Here is a 17,938-nt window from a genome sequence, read left to right as displayed (position 1 = left end):
TTTCGTTGAGCTGGAGTGTAACCCAACAACTTTTGCGACACATAGGGTCAGGCGGTGACTGATTTGTTATTTTTAGTCACCAGCAATCAATCATAAAGAAGCCCGCAATCAGCGGGCTCATTTGTTTAACAGTGGCGTGTTACAGCGAGAACAACTGCGCCGGCAGTTTCATCAGGCAATCGCTACCCGCCTCGATCGCCGCACGATGCGCAGCGGTGCGCGGCAGCAACCGCTTGAAGTAAAACTCGCACGTCGCCAGTTTGCCCTGGCAGAAATCGCCATCCCCCTCGCCCGACTCCAGCTGCGCCTGGGCAACCAGAGCCATGCGCAGCCACAGGTAGCCGAGAACGATGTAACCGCTGTACATCAGGTAATCCACCGACGCGGCGCCGACTTCATCCGGATTTTTCATCGCGGCCATACCGACCTTCATGGTCAGCTCGCCCCACTGCTGATTGAGACCATCAAGCTGCGCGACAAACCCGCCCAACTGCGCATTCCCGGCGTTGGCGGCGCAGAACTTGTGGACGATTTTGGTGAAGTTGCGCAGCAGCTTTCCCTGGCTGCCCAGCACCTTGCGCCCGAGCAGATCCAGCGCCTGAATGCCGTTGGTGCCTTCGTAGATCGGCGCGATGCGGCAATCACGAACCAGTTGCTCCATGCCCCACTCGCGGATAAATCCGTGGCCGCCGAACACCTGCATGCCGTGGTTGGTCACTTCCAGGCCGGTGTCGGTCATGAACGCCTTGCAGATCGGGGTCAGGAACGCCAACAAGTCTTCGGCCTGCTGACGCGCCTCGGCGTCCGCGCTCAGGTGCGCGACATCGAGCATTTGCGCGGTGAAATAGGTCAGCGCGCGGTTGCCTTCGTTGAAGGCTTTCATGGTCAGCAGCATGCGTCGCACGTCCGGGTGGACGATGATCGGGTCGGCCGGTTTGTCCGGAGCTTTGGCGCCGGTCAAGGCACGCATCTGCAAGCGGTCGTTGGCGTATTTGATTGCGCCCTGAAAACTCGCTTCGCCCAGACACAGGCCCTGCATTCCGGTGCCCAGACGTGCATGGTTCATCATGGTGAACATGCAATTCAGGCCTTTGTTCGGCTCGCCGATCAGGAAGCCTTTGGCGTCGTCGAAGTTCAACACGCAGGTGGCCGAGGCCTTGATGCCCATCTTGTGCTCGATCGAGCCACAGGAAACACCGTTGCGCTCGCCCGCCTCACCGGATGCGTCCGGGAGAAATTTCGGCACGATGAACAGCGAAATCCCCTTGGTCCCGGCCGGTGCGTCCGGCAGTTTGGCCAGCACCAGATGAATGATGTTGTCGCTCATGTCGTGCTCGCCGGCGGAGATGAAAATCTTGCTGCCGGTCACTGCATAACTGCCGTCGGCCTGAGGCACCGCGCGGGTCTTGATGATGCCCAGATCGGTGCCGCAATGGGCTTCGGTCAGGCACATGGTGCCGGTCCACTGGCCGGCGGTGAGTTTGCGCAGATAGGTGTTTTTCTGTTCTTCGGTACCGTGGGCGTGAATCGCCGACATGGCGCCATGAGTCAGGCCCGGGTACATGCCCCATGAGGTATTGCTGGAGGCGACCATTTCGCTGATCACCAGTCCCAGCGAACTTGGCAGGCCCTGGCCACCGTAGGTCGGATCTGCCGCCAGACCGTGCCAGCCACCTTCCACGTATTGTGCGAAGGCTTGCTTGAAGCCTGTAGGCGTTGTCACTACACCATTGTCGAAATGGCAGCCCTCTTCGTCGCCGCTGCGATTGAGCGGTGCCAGAACGTTCTCACAGAACTTCGCGCCCTCGTCGAGGATCGCGTTGATCATGTCCGGGCTGGCGTCGTGGGCGCCGAGGGCCGCGTACTGAGTGTGGAAGTCAAAGACGTGGTCGATCAGAAAGCGCATGTCGCGCAGGGGAGCTTTGTATTCGGGCATGGTGGCTTCTCCTTCAGCAGATTGCTTCAACCTACTGCCGGCCACCCTGCCCCACAATCACTGTCCAGACGCTGAATGCGCCGTCATCACTCAACCTGCGGCATTGTCCATGCGCACCGCGCCACGGCGGTTCTGACCGAACGCCATCACGCAGTTTCGCCCCGCGCCCTTGGCGCTGTAGAGCGCCTGGTCGGCGGATTTCAACACTTCTTCCGGGGTGCGCTGTTCCAGACGTTCGGCCACGCCGATGCTGACCGTGACCGACACACTGGACGCGCCCGAACCCGAACGCCGCTGGCGGCCCTGCTGATCATCCTGCGGGCGACTTTCCTGATTGCGCAGCTGAATGTTGTAAGACGCAATCGACTCGCGGATGACTTCCAGATGCGGCATGCACTCTTCAAGGGTTTTGCCCGCAAACACCAGGGCGAATTCCTCACCGCCGTAGCGATACGCCCTACCGCCGCCGCTGATTTTGGACAGTTTGCTGGCGACCAGGCGCAAGACCTGATCCCCCACGTCGTGACCGTGGGTGTCGTTGAATTTCTTGAAGTGATCGACGTCGCTCATCGCCAGCACATAGTTGCGCCCCAGACGCTGCATGCGCTCGTTGAGTGCGCGGCGGCCGGGCAGGCCGGTGAGCTCGTCGCGGAAGGCCATTTGATAAGCCTCGTGCGCCACCGCCGCCGCAATCATCAGCATGACCTGGCTGCACATGATGTTCAGGGTGAACGGCAGGATGAAGGTTTTCGGCAGCATCCAGAACACCCCGAGCAACCCCACCAGTTGCGCCGCGTGCAGCGGCCGCGGGTTGCGCCAGTATTGCCAGGCCAGCAGCAGAAACGCCGAGATGAACACCGGATACGACAACTGAATCAGGCTCATCCATGCGCCATGCAGCGCCGGCCAGCGGATCTCGGAAAGCCACATCAGCAAGGCCTGCGGGTAGCTTTGCTCAAGCCCCAGCGCCACGCTGCCAAAGGCCAGCAACACGGCAAAGCGCGCGACCATGTCCTGAAACAGATGCGTGCGTTCCTGCCATGCGGCGAATAGTCCGAACAACAGCGGCAATAGCAGACAGACCAGGTGGAACACCACGGCCGCGTCTTCGCGCACCTTGCCGTTGTCGCGGTAATAGTCGGTCTGGGTATCGAGCAGGAAGTAGGCGATGTACACCGTGACCATCAGAAACAGCTCGCGCTGGCGTCGGTAAACCGCACAGTACGAACCGCCCAACAGCAGCACCAAGGTTGGCAATACGTTAAACAGCGAGGTGAAGAACACGTTGAGATCTTTGACGTACGCAGCCGCCAACCCCGCGAGCAACAACAGCAGTGAAGGCAGGAAATGACTGAAACGTACAGCGGAAGAACGCGGCAAGGGTAAAAGCTCCGACCCGTCATGGCAAAGAGATGGCATTGTGCCTGCAATGTGGCCAGTTAAGCACACATAATGTGATCCAGATCACAGGCTGTCTCTTTAACGGCCGAAATCGGCGGTTGCTGAGGGATTCAGTAAGGTTTTTTGCGCAACGGCCGCTAGACGGCCACCATGGCCATCATTCTTGATGGCCATGGTGTGTTTTTCTGCTCAGAGATCGTTGTAGAACGGCTGCAATGGCCCCTCTGCCGCCGGCCGGCCTTCAGCACCGTAAGGCTTGAGATAGAGCGATGCGTCCATCGCCTGACGGGTCGTGACTTTCGGACTGGCCGGACGCTGGGTCACGGCATTTTCATCGCCGATGTGGCCCTGCGGAATCACCAGCGACGGATGATCGAACGGTGCGCGCTCCCAGGCCACGCGCGGATCGGTCAGGCCGACCTCCATGAATTTCACCAGCGCGTCGATTTCATCGGGCGTCAGGTTCAGCGCCGTCATGTCCGGGTCGAGGTTGGAGGTGTTGTGCTGGTTCACCGCCGGATGCTCGAAGCCGCTGGTGTTGTTGGCGTCTTCGCCGCGCCGGTCACCGCCACGGTTGTAGAACTCCATCACCTGTTTGAGCGTCGAGCGGCTGCCGTTGTGGAAGTACGGCCCGGTGAGGGCGATGTTGCGCAGGGTCGGGGTCTTGAACGCGCCATCGACCGAATCGCGGAAACCGACGTTCGGCTTGAGCGTGGCATCGCATGGAATCGCCGCACTCAACGGCGCCTCGAATGTGCAGACATCGACGTCCAGCGGATCAACCGAGCGGCCGCCCTGCAACACACTGTTGTACTGCCGGGTGAACGACCATGGATTGCCCCAGGCATCCGCGCCGCCGAGGGCCAGGTCTTCCGAGGTCGGGCGCACACCGGTGTTGTAGAAGCCGTTGTCGTAAAGAGTGGTCAGGTTGTCGGCCATCACCATCCGCTCGATGCGTTCACGCGGATGCATCAGCAGGCGGCTGGCGGCGTTGGTCAGCTCCGGACCGCCGTGGCAATTGACGCATTTGCCCTTGCCGAGAAACAGGTTCATGCCCTCGACCTGTTGCGCATTCATCGCCGTATGGTCGCCTTGCAGGTAGGCGTCGATCGGCGCCTGATCGGACACCAGCGTGGCCTCATACATCTGGATCGCCAGGCCGAAGAACAGCGGGAAGTTGGCCTCCATCTGGGTGTACGGCGCACCGCCCACCAGAACGTTTTGCGTGGCATTCCACAGCCGGGGCTGGAAGGCGTTCTTGATCAGCTCGCGATAGGTCGGTCGCCGTGCGCCAGACACCGGAGCCAGTACCGAATCCGTGGACGAGATCCGCTGCTGCTTGAGCATCAACGTGTCGAGCATCCTGCGGCCAATGTCGGCAAACGTACGGCCACCGCAGGACATTTCCACCGGACTGCCGGGCGGACCGACGGCTTGCGAGGCAGCTGACGCGTCATTGAGCGCCAGCCGCACTTTGGTGGCGACCGTGCTGCGTTCGCTGGTCACGTAGATCCCGGCATCCGGGTCGCGATTGCCGAACGGCGAGAAGCCGTTGAACACGTTGTTGGCCCGACCGTCCCAGAAGTTGCGCACGTTGAACGCGGCGTTGATTACCGACGGCGCGTTGCGTCCGGTGCTGCGACGTACGTTGATGCCACCGACCTGGAAAATACCGTCCGGCTGCTGAGTACATTTGTCGAAACGCGCCTGATTGGGTTTGACGAAGTTGGCGTCGAACACGCCTTGCGAGCCGACCACGTCGTCCGTCGAGTACACGATGGGCGAGTTGCGCTCCAGAGGATTGCTCAGCACGTGGGTCGGGAAGTCGGTTTTCTTCAGCGTGTAGTTCGGGCCGCCCTTGCCGCCGGACAACGTCGCGTAGGACGCCACGTCACCGCGAATGTCCGACGCCACAAACGGCTTGTTGAAGATCGACGCGACGTTGGCGTTGGTGTGCGCCTGGCCGGGGTTGAGCTGGTTGGTGATGCGGTGGTCGACGCCGGCGTGGTAGTGGCAGGACGCGCAGGCCGTGGAGCCATCACTGCCGATCTCCATGTCCCAGAACAACGCCTTGCCCAGCAGGATCGCAGCCTGACGGTTGAGCACGTAGTCGGTCATAAGGTCGACCTTGCGTCCGCCTTCGGTCCCGGACGGATCGGGGGGCACCATCCCGCGCAACGATTGCAACGAAGGCACCTCCGGCACGGGAGGATCGACCACGGCGGGGTCGGCAGCCCATGCGCTGTGGACTGCCAGCGCAACGGGTAACCAGAAGGTCAAACGAGCGAGTCGACTGATGTTCATAGGCTTCACCCTGACTGTTGTTGTTAAGTGCCGGGCGTCTTGCTTCTTTGAGCAGGCAGTTCTGGTTAGCACCGGTAAATCGGGCAGTGCAATTAATTGGCCACTCTTCTGGAAACATTTTGAATCAATAAGCGCAGGGGTTCGGCTAAGGAGTGGCTTCATCAATGCTGGGGAATCAGCCCCGGGATTGGGGAAATCCGGGCACAAAAAAACCGCTGCCCCCGAAGGAGCAGCGGTTTTTTGAAGGACTGCGTTAAGGCTTAGTAGCCCAGTGCGAAGTCTTCTTCTTTCATGTCCATCAGGTTGTTGGCGCCCGACAGCATGGTGGCCACGTGCGTACGGGTACGCGGCAGGATGCGCTGGAAGTAGAACCGCGCGGTTTGCAGCTTGGCGGTGTAGAACGCCTCGTCGGTGGTGCCGGCAGCCAGTTTTTCGGCAGCCAGACGCGCCATGTCAGCCCAGAAGTAGGCCAGGCAGGCGTAACCGGAGTACATCAGGTAGTCCACGGAGGCCGCGCCGACTTCTTCGCGATCTTTCATGGCGGCCATACCGACCTTCATGGTCAGCTCGCCCCACTCTTTGTTCAGTGCAGCCAGCGGTGCGACGAATTCTTTGACGGCTTCGTTGCCTTCGTTGTTCTGGCAGAACTTGTGGACGATCTTGGTGAAGCCTTTGAGAGCCTCGCCTTGAGTCATCAGCACTTTACGGCCCAGCAGGTCGAGTGCCTGGATGCCGGTGGTGCCTTCGTACAGCATCGAGATGCGGCTGTCGCGAACGTTCTGCTCCATGCCCCACTCGGCGATGAAGCCGTGGCCGCCGTAGATCTGCACGCCGTGGTTGGCGGATTCAAAACCGACTTCGGTCATGAACGCTTTGGCGATCGGAGTCATGAAGGCCAGCAGTGCGTCGGCTTTCTTCTTCTCTTCTTCGTCCACGCCGTATTTGACGATGTCGACCTGTTTGGCGGTGAAGTACACCATCGCACGGTTGCCTTCGGCGAATGCCTTCATGGTCAACAGCATGCGGCGTACGTCTGGGTGAACGATGATCGGGTCAGCGGCCTTGTCCGGTGCTTTCGGGCCAGTCAGGGAACGCATTTGCAGGCGATCGCGAGCGTACTTCAGGCCGCCCTGGAAGCCGATTTCGGCGTGAGCCAGACCTTGCAGCGCGGTACCCAGACGTGCGGTGTTCATGAAGGTGAACATGCAGTTCAGGCCTTTGTTCGCCGGGCCGATCAGGAAACCGGTCGCGCCGTCGAAGTTCATCACGCAGGTCGCGTTGCCGTGGATACCCATCTTGTGTTCGATCGAACCGCAGGTCACCGCGTTGCGTGCACCGACGGTGCCGTCGGCGTTCGGCAGGAACTTGGGAACGATGAACAGCGAGATGCCCTTGGTGCCGGCCGGTGCGTCCGGCAGGCGAGCCAGTACGATGTGGACGATGTTGTCGGCCATGTCGTGTTCACCGGCCGAGATGAAGATCTTGGTGCCGGAAACTTTGTAGGAACCGTCGGCCTGAGGTTCGGCCTTGGTGCGCAGCATGCCCAGGTCGGTGCCGCAGTGCGGTTCGGTCAGGCACATGGTGCCGGTCCATTCACCGGAAACCAGTTTGGTCAGATAGGCTTCCTGCTGCTCTGGAGTACCGTGCTCGGAGATGGTGTTCATCGCGCCGTGCGACAGGCCCGGGTACATGCCCCACGACCAGTTGGCTTCGCCGACCATCTCGCTGACTGCCAGACCCAGCGACTCAGGCAGGCCCTGACCGCCGTGCTCGACGTCATGGGCCAGGCTCGGCCAGCCGCCTTCCACGAATTGCTTGTAGGCCTCTTTGAAGCCGGTCGGGGTTTTCACGCCGGACTCGCTCCAGGTGCAGCCTTCGGTGTCACCCACGCGGTTCAGCGGTGCCAGCACCTGCTCACAAAACTTGGCGCCCTCTTCGAGAATGGCGTCAACCATGTCCGGCGTTGCTTCTGCGCACGCTGGAAGGCTCTGATAGTGCGCTTCGTAGCCGAGCAGTTCGTCACGAACGAAGCGAATATCACGCAAGGGGGCCTTGTAGTCAGGCATAGCGATAAACCTCTGCTGATGTAACCGGGAATGAACGACCGCGTTGATTTGTTGTGACGGTCAAACAGTTGTTTGAAACATACGTTTACGCCGAAATCTTGTCAAGCGTCGCCCTTTTGCCGTTCGTCAGGCGTAAAGCCTTCGTCCGGATGAAACTACCCGCCATCGGCCTCAAAAGCATATTTATTGGCTCCGAAAGAATGTCGGACTGTCAGTTTTTACAGGATAAAAATCGTTCCAAAACCTGTGTACTGACTATCGCGGACACCTCTCTAGACATGGTGGCCTGAGGAAATCTTTCAGTAGGAGAACAAAATGGAAATCAAGGCTGGTGATAACAATCACACTCGCGCTCCCGGTAATCTCGACCCTACCTTCGGAACCGAAGGCCGCATCGAGATCGACGAAAGAGGTACAGCAAACTCAACCATCTCCGATAAAGACGGCAAACTGGTTGTTGTCTCACATATCAGCGACCGGTTTCGCCTGTCGCGTTACCTCGTCGACGGCACTAAAGATGACTCATTCGAGGAGAGGACCTGGAACTTCGAAGATGGCGACCAATCCACGCCGCAGCGTGTATTGCTGCAGGAAGATGGAAAAATTCTGGTCATCGGGGAGTCGCTGAAAGCCGACGCCGTGAGACCCGCTGTCACCCGTTTCAACCCCAGCGGTAGTCCCGATCTGGTGTTCGACCGCAGAGTCATTACTACTGGTCCAGAAGGTGCAACCCCTTCACGGTCACCCTACAAGTTTGCAGATGGCTGCCTGCAAAAAGGTCAGAAGATACTTATTGCAGCGACCTACACACTTCCGTCAGGCCCTTTGAGCAGGCTTTTTTGTCTGCAAGCTGATGGCGAGACTGACAAGAGTTTTGGCGGTGGCAGCGGATTCATCGATATCAGGCTCCACGGACTCGACAGTTATGCCAACAATGTCCAGATCCAAGGCAATGGCAGCATTATCGTGGCAGGTAGCTGGAGATACGTCGATCAACAACAGAGGACACGCACCGTGGCTCGTTACACGGATGAGGGCATTCTGGACTATACCTTTGGCCAGGCAGGCTATACCGATGTCGTAGTGGCCGGCGAACGAGGAACCGAATCGCAGATTCAGGAGCTTGTCTGGGCCGATATCGTCTCTCGGGTTGCTATCCAGGATGATGACAAAATCATCATCGCCGGCTATGCGAAGGGCTCTGACGGGAACAACAGGGGTCTACTTGCCAGACTCGAAAAAGACGGCAGCATTGATGAAAACTTCAATAAGGGGGTACCTCTGCTAATTTCTGGCTCAATGGATGCCATGGACTTTTACTCGATCGGGATAGATCCGAATGGCAAAATCGTGGCCGTGGGCAGCGGTAACCTCGCAGGCACGTTAATGGAAGTTTACGAGCGGATTAGCAAAAACGGAGTAAGAGAGAATTTCTGGAGCGGATACAGTATCGGTACCTGTACTGATGTGACGATCCAACCGGGAGGGCGAGTTATCATTTCAGGGAGTTCCGGGAATAATCACAGCACTCGCTTTCCAAGAATATGGGGCCGCTTGGGCGCCTGATACCTTTTTCTGCCACGCTCGTACGCTCAATGGGCGCAGCTATTGAACTTAAGCATGAAGGGATATCGATATGTCGCCAAGTCAAACGATCAGGCAAACGTATCGATGATCGTACCGAGCATTTCATCGGAAGCCTTGGCGACTTTCACGCCCAGTTCCGCCTGAAACTTGCCTTGGGCCATTTCGACCATGTTGCTCGCCAGGTCCGATTGCTGGGCGCGATCCACGGAACGCAGACGATCGACCTGTACTTCCGAAGACTGGCTGGTGACCGAACGCTCGATGGTATTGCTGGCGATCTGGCTGGCGGCCTGATCGACGCGGTTCTGCCCGGTCTGAATGGTACTCAGACCTGCATAAAAAGCTGTGTTTCCGGAGATTTCCATGGGAGCTCTCATCCTTGGGAAGGATCAATGGGTGCCATTGAACCAGAGGCGTCAGAAAAACACCCGTCAAAAACACTAATGGCACAGTGCCTTGTCATAGCCAAAATCAGTCGAGCAGATCCAGTTGCAAGTGATCGGCGACCGCTTCGGCGCTGACCGCCTTGAGCTTCGGCACCCGCCCCAGGCACGGCGCCGGAATCCGCTCGGCAAGTGTCGCCAGGTTTTCCTCCAGCCGCGACGTCTTCGGATCAATGATGTTCGCCACCCACCCCGCCAGTTGCAGCCCGTCCCGGGCAATCGCCTCGGCCGTCAGCAACGCATGGCTGATGCAACCCAGACGCACGCCGACCACCAGAATCACCGGCAGCTTCAGCGCAATGGCCAGATCCGACAGATTGTCCTGATCCGCCAACGGCACCCGCCAGCCGCCCGCGCCTTCGATCAACGTGAAGTCGGCATTCATGGCCAGAATCTCGCGCATCGGCGCCAGCAACGATTGCACGGTCACTGCCACGCCCGCTTCGCGCGCTGCCAGATGCGGCGCGATCGCCGGCTCGAACGCCACCGGATTGACCTGTTGATACGTGAGCGGCAACGAGCATTCGGCCTGCAACGCCAGCGCATCGGAATTGCGTAAACCTCTGGGCGTTACCACACAACCGGACGCCACCGGTTTGCCCGCCGCGGTACTCAGCCCCGCCGAGCGCGCAGCGTGCAGCAACCCGGCGGCGACGGTGGTCTTGCCGACGTCAGTGTCGGTTCCGGTGATGAAATAGGCTGCGCTCATAAGGGTTTCTCCAACACGGCGTAGACCACCTGATAGGTCGCTGGCAGCCCTTGAGGCTGACGGAACTGCTCGTAAGCCTCGACCAGCCCCAGAATCCGCGCCCGCCCGGTCAATCCACCCGGCCGGCCAGGGTTCAGGTTATGCGCGCCCAGTGCCTTGAGTTCGTGGGTCAGGCTGCGCACATCCGGGTAATGCAGCACATGCGGCCGGTTCTCCAGACAAACACTGCGCAAACCACTGGCCGCGCACAATTGCTCATAGCGGGCGAATTCGCGGAAGCGGTTGACGTGCACCAGACCATCGACCTGACGCCAGCTGTCTCGCAATTCGTACAGCGTCCCTACACAAAGACTAGCAAACGCGAAAATCCCCCCCGGTTTCAGCACCCGAAACGCTTCGCCGAGCACCGCTTCGAAGTCCGCGCACCACTGCACGGCGAGGCTGGAGAAGATCAGATCGCAGGTCGAATCCTGTAACGGCAAACGTTCGGCATCGCCAGCAATAAAGTGCATGGCCCCACCCAACGGCCGCGCGTGATTGAGCATGCCCTCGGCGATATCCAGCGCCAGCCCCTCACCAAATCGCTCGGCCAGCGCCCGGGTGAAATACCCGGTGCCGCAGCCGAGATCCAGCCAGCGTGACGGCAGAAAATCCACCGGCAAGCGATTCATCAACTGCGTACCGACATCGCGCTGCAACTCGGCGACGCTGTCATAGCTGGCCGCTGCGCGAGAAAAAGAAGCTGCGACCTGGCGCTTGTCAGGCAAGCCGCCGGGCAACGCCGCAACAGACAAATCAGTCATCACCGCACTCACTCAAAAACGCCTGGATCGCACCCGCCACACCGTGGGGGTCTTCCAGAAGAAACGCATGGCTGGCCTGCTCGATCAGACCGACCTCGACATCCGCCAGCAACGCGAACAACTCGCCCGCGGCCTCCGCCGGCACCAGCCCGTCCAGCCCGCCAAACAAATGCAGTTGCGGGCCGCGAAATGCCTGCAAGGCTTCGCGTGTATCGATCTGCGCCAACAATTCCAGACCGGCCATCAAAGCGGCCGACGAAGTGTTCGGCGCGCCGCCGAGCAACAGCCGCGACAAGCCGCGCGCGTCTTGCGCGCCCTGGGCGCACAGCAGCGAGAATCGCTTGAGGGTCGTGCGCGGATCGGCGCTGCAGCCGGCCAGAAACGCATCCAAGGTCTCGCCGGGCATCGCGCTCGGCCATTGTTCATGGGCGACAAACGAAGGATTGCTCGCCAGGGTCAGCAAGCCGCAGCAATGTTCGCCACGCCGCGCCGCCAGCTCGGAAGCGAGCATGCCACCCAGCGACCAGCCGCCGAGCCAGGCATCTTCGGGGATGCGCTCATCGAGCTCGTCGAGCCAGTCGTTCAGATCGCTGGAGTCCAGCTCCGGCAACGGCTCAATGTCGACCTGCAGGTGTTCATCGAGTCCGCGCAATGCAGCGGCCAGCGGCTCCAGCGGCGAAACGCCGAGCCCCCAACCCGGTAACAGAATCAGGCGATCACGCATGGCTCGGCTCCGACGTAAGTTGAGCAAAGCAATCGGCCAGTCCTTCTAACAATAGCTGCACCTGTGCCTCGCTGTGGGCGGCGGTCAGTGTGACCCGCAACCGCGCACTGCCGGCAGGCACGGTCGGCGGGCGGATTGCGGTGACCATCAGCCCACGCTCACGCAGCATCTGCGACAGACGCACGGCGCGACCGGCATCGCCAATCAGGATCGGCTGAATCGGCGTGAAGCTGTCCATCAGTTCCAGGCCGATCTGTTCGGCGCCGTGGCGGAACTGGCGGATCAGCGTCTGCAAATGCTCGCGACGCCAGTGTTCGCTGCGCAGCAGTTCCAGACTTTTCAAGGTTGCGCAGGCCAGCGCCGGCGGTTGGCTGGTGGTGTAGATGTACGGGCGGGCGAACTGAATCAAACTTTCGATCAGCTCTTCACTGCCGGCCACAAAGGCGCCAGCCGTGCCGAACGCTTTGCCGAGTGTGCCGACCAGCACCGGCACATCCTCCTGGCTCAAACCGAAATGTTCGACGATGCCGCCACCGTTCGCCCCCAGCGGGCCGAAACCGTGAGCGTCATCGACCATCAGCCAGGCGCCTTTGGCCTTGGCTTCCCGGGCCAGCGTCGGCAGATCGGCAAGGTCGCCGTCCATGCTGAATACGCCGTCAGTGACCACCAGCGTATTGCCGGTGGCTTTTTCCAGGCGCTTGGCGAGGCTGTCGGCGTCGTTGTGCAGATAGCGACTGAAGCGCGCACCGGACAACAACCCGGCGTCCAGCAACGAGGCATGGTTGAGCCGGTCTTCCAGCACCGTATCGCCCTGCCCGACCAGCGCCGTGACCGCGCCGAGGTTGGCCATGTAACCGGTGGTGAACAACAGCGCACGCGGCCGTCCGGTGAGATCAGCCAAAGCTTCTTCGAGTGCGTGATGCGGGCCACTGTGACCGATCACCAGATGCGAGGCGCCGCCGCCGACGCCCCACTTCGAGGCACCGGCGCGCCAGGCTTCGATCACTTGCGGATGGTTGGCCAGGCCCAGGTAATCGTTGTTGCAGAACGCCAGCAACGGCTGACCGTCGACCACCACTTGCGGCCCTTGCGGGCTTTCAAGCAGCGGGCGCTGGCGGTAGAGATTTTCGGCACGACGGGCAGCAAGGCGTGCGGCGAGATCGAAAGACATGCAAGCCTCACGGGTGGCAAATGAATCAGCAGGCGCCGCCCGAGGCAGCGCCTGAGAAGAACGGGCGATCAGACCGCCGCGTTGTAGAACTGCTCGCTGCTCTTCTGCTCCACCAGCGCCTGCTCGATAGCGGCCTGATGGACCTCGTCGGCATGCTCTTCGCGGGCTTCCGGCTGAATGCCCAGGCGCGCGAACAGTTGCATGTCCTTGTCGGCCTGCGGGTTGGCGGTGGTCAGCAGTTTGTCGCCGTAGAAGATCGAGTTGGCGCCGGCGAAGAACGCCAGGGCCTGCATCTGCTCGTTCATCGCTTCGCGGCCGGCGGACAGGCGTACGTGGGATTGCGGCATGAGGATGCGCGCCACGGCGAGCATGCGGATGAAATCGAACGGATCGACGTCGTCGGCGTTTTCCAGCGGCGTGCCGGCAACTTTCACCAGCATGTTGATCGGCACCGATTCCGGATGCTCCGGCAGGTTGGCCAGCTGGATCAGCAGGTTGGCGCGGTCATCGAGGGACTCGCCCATGCCGAGAATGCCGCCGGAGCAGATTTTCATCCCCGCATCGCGCACATAGGCCAGGGTCTGCAGACGCTCGGCATAGGTGCGGGTAGTGATGATGCTGCCGTAGAACTCCGGCGAGGTGTCGAGGTTGTGGTTGTAGTAGTCGAGCCCGGCCTTGGCCAGCGCTTCGGTCTGGTCCTGATCGAGACGACCGAGGGTCATGCAGGTTTCCAGGCCCATGGCCTTCACGCCTTCGACCATCTTCAGCACGTAAGGCATGTCCTTGGCCGACGGGTGTTTCCACGCCGCGCCCATGCAGAAACGGGTCGAACCGATGGCCTTGGCGCGGGCAGCCTCTTCGAGGACCTTCTGCACTTCCATCAGCTTTTCTTTTTCCAGCCCGGTGTTGTAGTGACCGGACTGCGGACAATATTTGCAATCTTCCGGGCAGGCGCCGGTCTTGATCGACAGCAGAGTGGAAACCTGGACGCGGTTGGCGTCGAAATGCGCGCGGTGCACCGTCTGCGCCTGGAACAGCAAGTCGTTGAATGGCTGAACGAAGAGTGCTTTGACTTCGGCCAAAGTCCAGTCGTGACGCAGGGTGGCAGTGGTGCTGGCGCTCATGGGCGTTTCCTTGGTTATGCTTGGCTGGCGCCTGGGGAAACGGAATACCCACAGGCACGACACGGATGTTCGGCATATTTAAGGAAGAGTCATGCGCTGTCAACCACACTACGAAAGGCCGGTTTACATCTGGTTAAAAAACAAACATAACTGCTTATTGTGCGACGAACCGGCAGACGCGCAAATCCCGATCTGCACCGCCTGCGAAACCGATTTGCCGTGGCTGGGCGATCAATGCCTGACCTGCGCCCTGCCCCTCGCAGCCGGCCTGACTTGTGGTGGCTGCCTGCAGGAGCCACCGGCCTTCGAACAGGTGGCTGTGCCCTGGATTTATGGCTTTCCGGTGGACACGCTGATCACCCGTTTCAAGCACAACGCCAAATGGCCGCTTGGCCACTTGCTTGCCGACGTTCTCGGCGAGTTCCTGCAACATCGCTTCGAAGAAGACCTGCCTCGTCCGGACGCTCTGCTACCGGTGCCGCTTGCACCGAAACGCCTGCGCCAGCGCGGTTTCAATCAAGCGGCGATGCTGGCGCGGTGGCTGGGCAAGGCACTCGACCTGCCTTGCGAGGAACACAGCCTGTTGCGCGTGCAGGATACCGACGCCCAGCAGGCCCTCAACGCCAAAGCGCGTAAACGCAATCTGCGAAACGCCTTCGCCCTCAGTCCCGATGCCCAGGTGAAAGGCCGGCACCTGGCCCTGGTCGACGACGTGCTGACCACCGGTGCCACCGCCCAGGCGCTGGCCCGGTTGCTGATGGACGCCGGTGCCGCGCGGGTGGATGTGTACTGCCTGGCCCGCACGCCAAAACCCGGCGACGCGGCTTGACGGATACGCCTCGAGCCGCCAACGTCCTCCCTCAACCCTTCAGTACAAAGCGTCCGCCATGTCCCTGCCCAGTCTGTTGTCCCAGCACATCGTCCGCCGTCCGCAGCGCATCGCCTTGCTGCAACACATCGCCGAACAGGGTTCGATCACCCGTGCCGCGAAGAGCGCCGGCCTGAGTTACAAGGCGGCGTGGGATGCCATCGATGAGCTGAACAACCTCGCGCAGAAACCGCTGGTTGAGCGAGCGATAGGCGGCAAGGGCGGTGGCGGAGCCAAACTGTCGAGCGAGGGCGAGCGAGTGCTGCGCCTCTATCAAAAGCTGCAAGCCTTGCAGGCACAGGTACTGGAGGCGGCCGAGGATGCCAGCGATCTGGATCTGCTCGGTCGGCTGATGCTCAGGACCAGCGCACGCAACCAGCTGCACGGCAAAATCGTGCTGATCGAAGGTCAGGGCCGCAACGACCTGATCCGCCTCGAACTGGCTGAAGGCCTGTCGATCGAGGCGCAGATCACCCACGACAGCACCGTGCATCTTGAGCTGCAACCGGGCACCGAAGTGGTGGCGCTGATCAAGGCCGGCTGGCTCGAACTGCTCGCGCCAGAGGCCACGCCTGCCGTCGGCCACAACCTGTTGAACGGTCGGATCGAGGCGATTCTCGACGCCGCAGACGGCCCGAGCGAAGTGCGCATCGCGCTGCCCAACGGCCAGACCCTGTGCGCGCTGGCCGAACCGCTGGACTTGCGCAGCCGTGGTCTGAAGGTCGATCAACCGGTGCAGGTGCAGTTTTCCCCGTCCAATGTGCTGCTCGGAACACCGCTCTGAGCGCACTGCAACGAAAGCGTCATCGACCCGCATTAAGGTGGCTGCCAAAACCATGCAGGGAGCCTGATGTGAGCCTATTAGAAGAAAACCAATCCACAGACCTGGAAAAAATGGTCGGCCTGAGCCGTCGCGGTTTCATCAGCGCCGGCGCGCTGTGCGGCGCGGCGATGTTCCTCGGCGGCAACCTGCTGAGCCGCAGCGTGCTGGCCGCCAGTGTCAGCGCCGGCAACAGCCGTCTGCTCGGCTTCGACAGCATTCCGGCGGCCACCACCGACACCATCAGCCTGCCCAAAGGCTACAAGTCGTCGGTGCTGATCAGCTGGGGTCAACCGCTGCACAAGAACGGCCCGGCCTTCGACCCGAGCGGCAATGGCACCGCGGCTGCACAGGAAGTGCAATTCGGCGACAACAACGACGGCATGAGCCTGTTCGAATTCCCGGGCGAGAAAAACCGCGCGTTGATGGCGATCAACAACGAATACACCAACTACCGCTACCTCTATCCGCACGGCGGTATGCCGCAGTCGGCCGAAGACGTGCGCAAGGCTCTGGCCTGTGAAGGCGTGTCGGTGATCGAAGTGCAGCGCAAGAACGGCCAGTGGCAGTTCGTTCAGGGTTCGCGCTACAACCGACGCATCCACGGCAACACCCCGATCCGCCTCAGCGGCCCGGCCGCCGGCCACGAACTGCTGAAAACCAGCGCCGACAAGCACGGCAAAAAAGTCCTCGGCACTTTCCAGAACTGCGCCAACGGCAAGACACCGTGGGGCACTTATCTGACCTGCGAAGAGAACTTCACCGACTGCTTCGGCAGCAGCAACGCCCAGCAACAGTTCGACCCGGCGCAAAAGCGCTACGGCGTATCGGCCGCCAGCCGTGAGATCAACTGGCATCCGTTCGATCCGCGCTTCGACATGGCGAAGAACCCCAACGAACTCAACCGCCACGGCTGGGTCGTGGAGATCGACCCGTTCGACCCGCAATCGACCCCGGTCAAACGCACCGCGCTGGGCCGCTTCAAGCATGAAAACGCCGCACTGGCCGAGACCGATGACGGTCGCGCTGTGGTGTACATGGGCGACGACGAACGCGGCGAGTTCATCTACAAATTCGTCAGCCGCGACAAGATCAACCACCGCAACGCCAAAGCCAACCACGACATCCTCGACCACGGCACGCTGTACGTGGCCAAGTTCGATGCGGGCGACGGCAATCCGGATCACCCCAAAGGCCAGGGCCAGTGGATCGAACTGACCCACGGCAAGAACGGCATCGACGCCAGCAGCGGTTTCGCCGATCAGGCCGAAGTGCTGATTCATGCGCGACTCGCCGCCAGCGTGGTTGGCGCCACGCGCATGGACCGTCCGGAGTGGATCGTGGTCAGCCCGAAAGACGGTCAGGTCTATTGCACCCTGACCAACAACGCCAAACGCGGCGAAGACGGCCAACCGGTGGGCGGACCGAACCCGCGCGAGAAGAACGTCTATGGGCAGATCCTGCGCTGGCGCACCGACCGCGACGATCACGCGGCGAAAACTTTCGCCTGGGACCTGTTCGTGGTGGCCGGCAACCCGGGCGTCCATGCCGGTACACCGAAGGGCGGTTCGTCGAATATCACCCCGCAGAACATGTTCAACAGCCCCGATGGCCTCGGTTTCGACAAGGCCGGACGGTTGTGGATTCTCACCGACGGCGACTCGAGCAACGCCGGTGATTTCGCCGGGATGGGCAACAACCAGATGCTCTGCGCCGATCCTGCAACCGGGGAAATTCGCCGGTTCATGGTCGGGCCGATCGGCTGTGAAGTCACCGGGATCAGCTTCTCGCCGGATCAGAAAACCCTGTTCGTCGGGATTCAGCACCCGGGCGAGAACGGCGGTTCGACCTTCCCCGAGCACCTGCCGAACGGCAAGCCGCGGTCATCGGTGATGGCGATTACCCGTGAGGATGGCGGGATCGTTGGCGCCTGATCGGGCGAAGCTCTGATCGTTTCCGTGCACTGCACGGGAACGATCCCA

At 61.0% G+C, this 17,938-nt stretch carries 14 protein-coding genes; 4 read left to right on the top strand and 10 right to left on the bottom strand.

Annotated elements, in window-relative coordinates:
- Positions 1–139: 139 nt before the first annotated feature.
- From CAF80_RS12960 to CAF80_RS12945, 4 genes are all read right to left on the bottom strand, one after another.
- The gene (locus CAF80_RS12960) at positions 140–1,936 is read right to left on the bottom strand and encodes an acyl-CoA dehydrogenase C-terminal domain-containing protein (protein ID WP_074692195.1); all 1,797 of its coding nucleotides are present in this window, start codon (positions 1,934–1,936) and stop codon (positions 140–142) included.
- A gap of 90 nt (positions 1,937–2,026) precedes the next feature.
- Positions 2,027–3,316, bottom strand: a complete 1,290-nt coding sequence (locus CAF80_RS12955) for a GGDEF domain-containing protein (protein ID WP_007959861.1) — start codon at positions 3,314–3,316, stop codon at positions 2,027–2,029.
- A 210-nt stretch (positions 3,317–3,526) separates the two neighbouring features.
- The gene (locus CAF80_RS12950) at positions 3,527–5,641 is read right to left on the bottom strand and encodes a cytochrome-c peroxidase (RefSeq protein ID WP_074692193.1); all 2,115 of its coding nucleotides are present in this window, start codon (positions 5,639–5,641) and stop codon (positions 3,527–3,529) included.
- 260 nt (positions 5,642–5,901) lie between these two features.
- The gene (locus tag CAF80_RS12945; protein WP_074692190.1) at positions 5,902–7,707 is read right to left on the bottom strand and encodes a phenylacyl-CoA dehydrogenase; all 1,806 of its coding nucleotides are present in this window, start codon (positions 7,705–7,707) and stop codon (positions 5,902–5,904) included.
- A gap of 315 nt (positions 7,708–8,022) precedes the next feature.
- On the opposite strand from CAF80_RS12945, the gene CAF80_RS12935 reads away from it, so the two are divergent.
- A complete protein-coding gene (locus tag CAF80_RS12935; RefSeq protein WP_085667423.1) occupies positions 8,023–9,273 on the top strand; it encodes a hypothetical protein in 1,251 nt (416 codons plus the stop codon).
- An 89-nt stretch (positions 9,274–9,362) separates the two neighbouring features.
- On the opposite strand, the gene CAF80_RS12930 is transcribed toward CAF80_RS12935, so the two are convergent.
- From CAF80_RS12930 to bioB, 6 genes are all read right to left on the bottom strand, one after another.
- Positions 9,363–9,659 carry a pyrroloquinoline quinone biosynthesis protein PqqE gene (locus CAF80_RS12930; protein ID WP_074692182.1) on the bottom strand — a complete coding sequence of 99 codons (297 nt, stop codon included), beginning with the start codon at positions 9,657–9,659 and terminating at the stop codon, positions 9,363–9,365.
- Positions 9,660–9,765: 106 nt separating this feature from the next.
- Positions 9,766–10,446, bottom strand: coding sequence for a dethiobiotin synthase (gene bioD, locus CAF80_RS12925; RefSeq protein ID WP_074692179.1), 681 nt, complete (start codon positions 10,444–10,446; stop codon positions 9,766–9,768).
- The gene (gene bioC / locus CAF80_RS12920; protein WP_039768045.1) at positions 10,443–11,249 is read right to left on the bottom strand and encodes a malonyl-ACP O-methyltransferase BioC; all 807 of its coding nucleotides are present in this window, start codon (positions 11,247–11,249) and stop codon (positions 10,443–10,445) included. The genes bioD and bioC overlap by 4 nt, the downstream gene beginning before the upstream one ends.
- Positions 11,242–11,973, bottom strand: coding sequence for an alpha/beta fold hydrolase (locus tag CAF80_RS12915; RefSeq protein ID WP_074692176.1), 732 nt, complete (start codon positions 11,971–11,973; stop codon positions 11,242–11,244). The genes bioC and CAF80_RS12915 overlap by 8 nt, the downstream gene beginning before the upstream one ends.
- Positions 11,966–13,144 (bottom strand): 8-amino-7-oxononanoate synthase, encoded by a 1,179-nt coding sequence (gene bioF / locus CAF80_RS12910; protein ID WP_074692174.1) that lies wholly within the window; start codon positions 13,142–13,144, stop codon positions 11,966–11,968. Before bioF ends, CAF80_RS12915 begins: the two co-directional genes overlap by 8 nt.
- 68 nt (positions 13,145–13,212) lie before the next feature.
- A complete protein-coding gene (bioB, locus tag CAF80_RS12905) occupies positions 13,213–14,268 on the bottom strand; it encodes a biotin synthase BioB (protein ID WP_011336244.1) in 1,056 nt (351 codons plus the stop codon).
- Positions 14,269–14,359: 91 nt separating this feature from the next.
- On the opposite strand from bioB, the gene CAF80_RS12900 reads away from it, so the two are divergent.
- From CAF80_RS12900 to CAF80_RS12890, 3 genes are all read left to right on the top strand, one after another.
- Positions 14,360–15,097: a ComF family protein gene (locus CAF80_RS12900; RefSeq protein ID WP_039768042.1), complete on the top strand. Its 738-nt coding sequence runs from the start codon at positions 14,360–14,362 to the stop codon at positions 15,095–15,097.
- A 58-nt stretch (positions 15,098–15,155) separates the two neighbouring features.
- Entirely contained in the window at positions 15,156–15,920 is a 765-nt protein-coding gene (locus CAF80_RS12895; RefSeq protein WP_085667422.1) for a TOBE domain-containing protein, read from the top strand.
- 68 nt (positions 15,921–15,988) lie between these two features.
- On the top strand, positions 15,989–17,890 hold the full coding sequence (locus CAF80_RS12890) for a PhoX family phosphatase (RefSeq protein WP_085667421.1): 1,902 nt from the start codon (positions 15,989–15,991) through the stop codon (positions 17,888–17,890).
- Positions 17,891–17,938 lie beyond the last annotated feature (48 nt).

The organism is Pseudomonas sp. B34(2017) (assembly GCF_002112915.1).
Classification (GTDB): Bacteria; Pseudomonadota; Gammaproteobacteria; order Pseudomonadales; family Pseudomonadaceae; genus Aquipseudomonas; species Aquipseudomonas pharyngis.
This window is presented reverse-complemented; position numbering and strand designations above follow the sequence as displayed.

What these genes read in the sequence shown, in the direction of transcription:
- CAF80_RS12960 (WP_074692195.1), bottom strand. Translation starts at nt 1,936, where the DNA reads ATGCCCGAATACAAAGCTCCCCTGCGCGACATGCGCTTTCTGATCGAC.
- CAF80_RS12950 (WP_074692193.1), bottom strand. Translation starts at nt 5,641, where the DNA reads ATGAACATCAGTCGACTCGCTCGTTTGACCTTCTGGTTACCCGTTGCG.
- CAF80_RS12945 (WP_074692190.1), bottom strand. Translation starts at nt 7,707, where the DNA reads ATGCCTGACTACAAGGCCCCCTTGCGTGATATTCGCTTCGTTCGTGAC.
- CAF80_RS12935 (WP_085667423.1), top strand. Translation starts at nt 8,023, where the DNA reads ATGGAAATCAAGGCTGGTGATAACAATCACACTCGCGCTCCCGGTAAT.
- CAF80_RS12930 (WP_074692182.1), bottom strand. Translation starts at nt 9,659, where the DNA reads ATGGAAATCTCCGGAAACACAGCTTTTTATGCAGGTCTGAGTACCATT.
- bioD (WP_074692179.1), bottom strand. Translation starts at nt 10,446, where the DNA reads ATGAGCGCAGCCTATTTCATCACCGGAACCGACACTGACGTCGGCAAG.
- bioC (WP_039768045.1), bottom strand. Translation starts at nt 11,249, where the DNA reads ATGACTGATTTGTCTGTTGCGGCGTTGCCCGGCGGCTTGCCTGACAAG.
- CAF80_RS12915 (WP_074692176.1), bottom strand. Translation starts at nt 11,973, where the DNA reads ATGCGTGATCGCCTGATTCTGTTACCGGGTTGGGGGCTCGGCGTTTCG.
- bioF (WP_074692174.1), bottom strand. Translation starts at nt 13,144, where the DNA reads ATGTCTTTCGATCTCGCCGCACGCCTTGCTGCCCGTCGTGCCGAAAAT.
- bioB (WP_011336244.1), bottom strand. Translation starts at nt 14,268, where the DNA reads ATGAGCGCCAGCACCACTGCCACCCTGCGTCACGACTGGACTTTGGCC.
- CAF80_RS12900 (WP_039768042.1), top strand. Translation starts at nt 14,360, where the DNA reads ATGCGCTGTCAACCACACTACGAAAGGCCGGTTTACATCTGGTTAAAA.
- CAF80_RS12895 (WP_085667422.1), top strand. Translation starts at nt 15,156, where the DNA reads ATGTCCCTGCCCAGTCTGTTGTCCCAGCACATCGTCCGCCGTCCGCAG.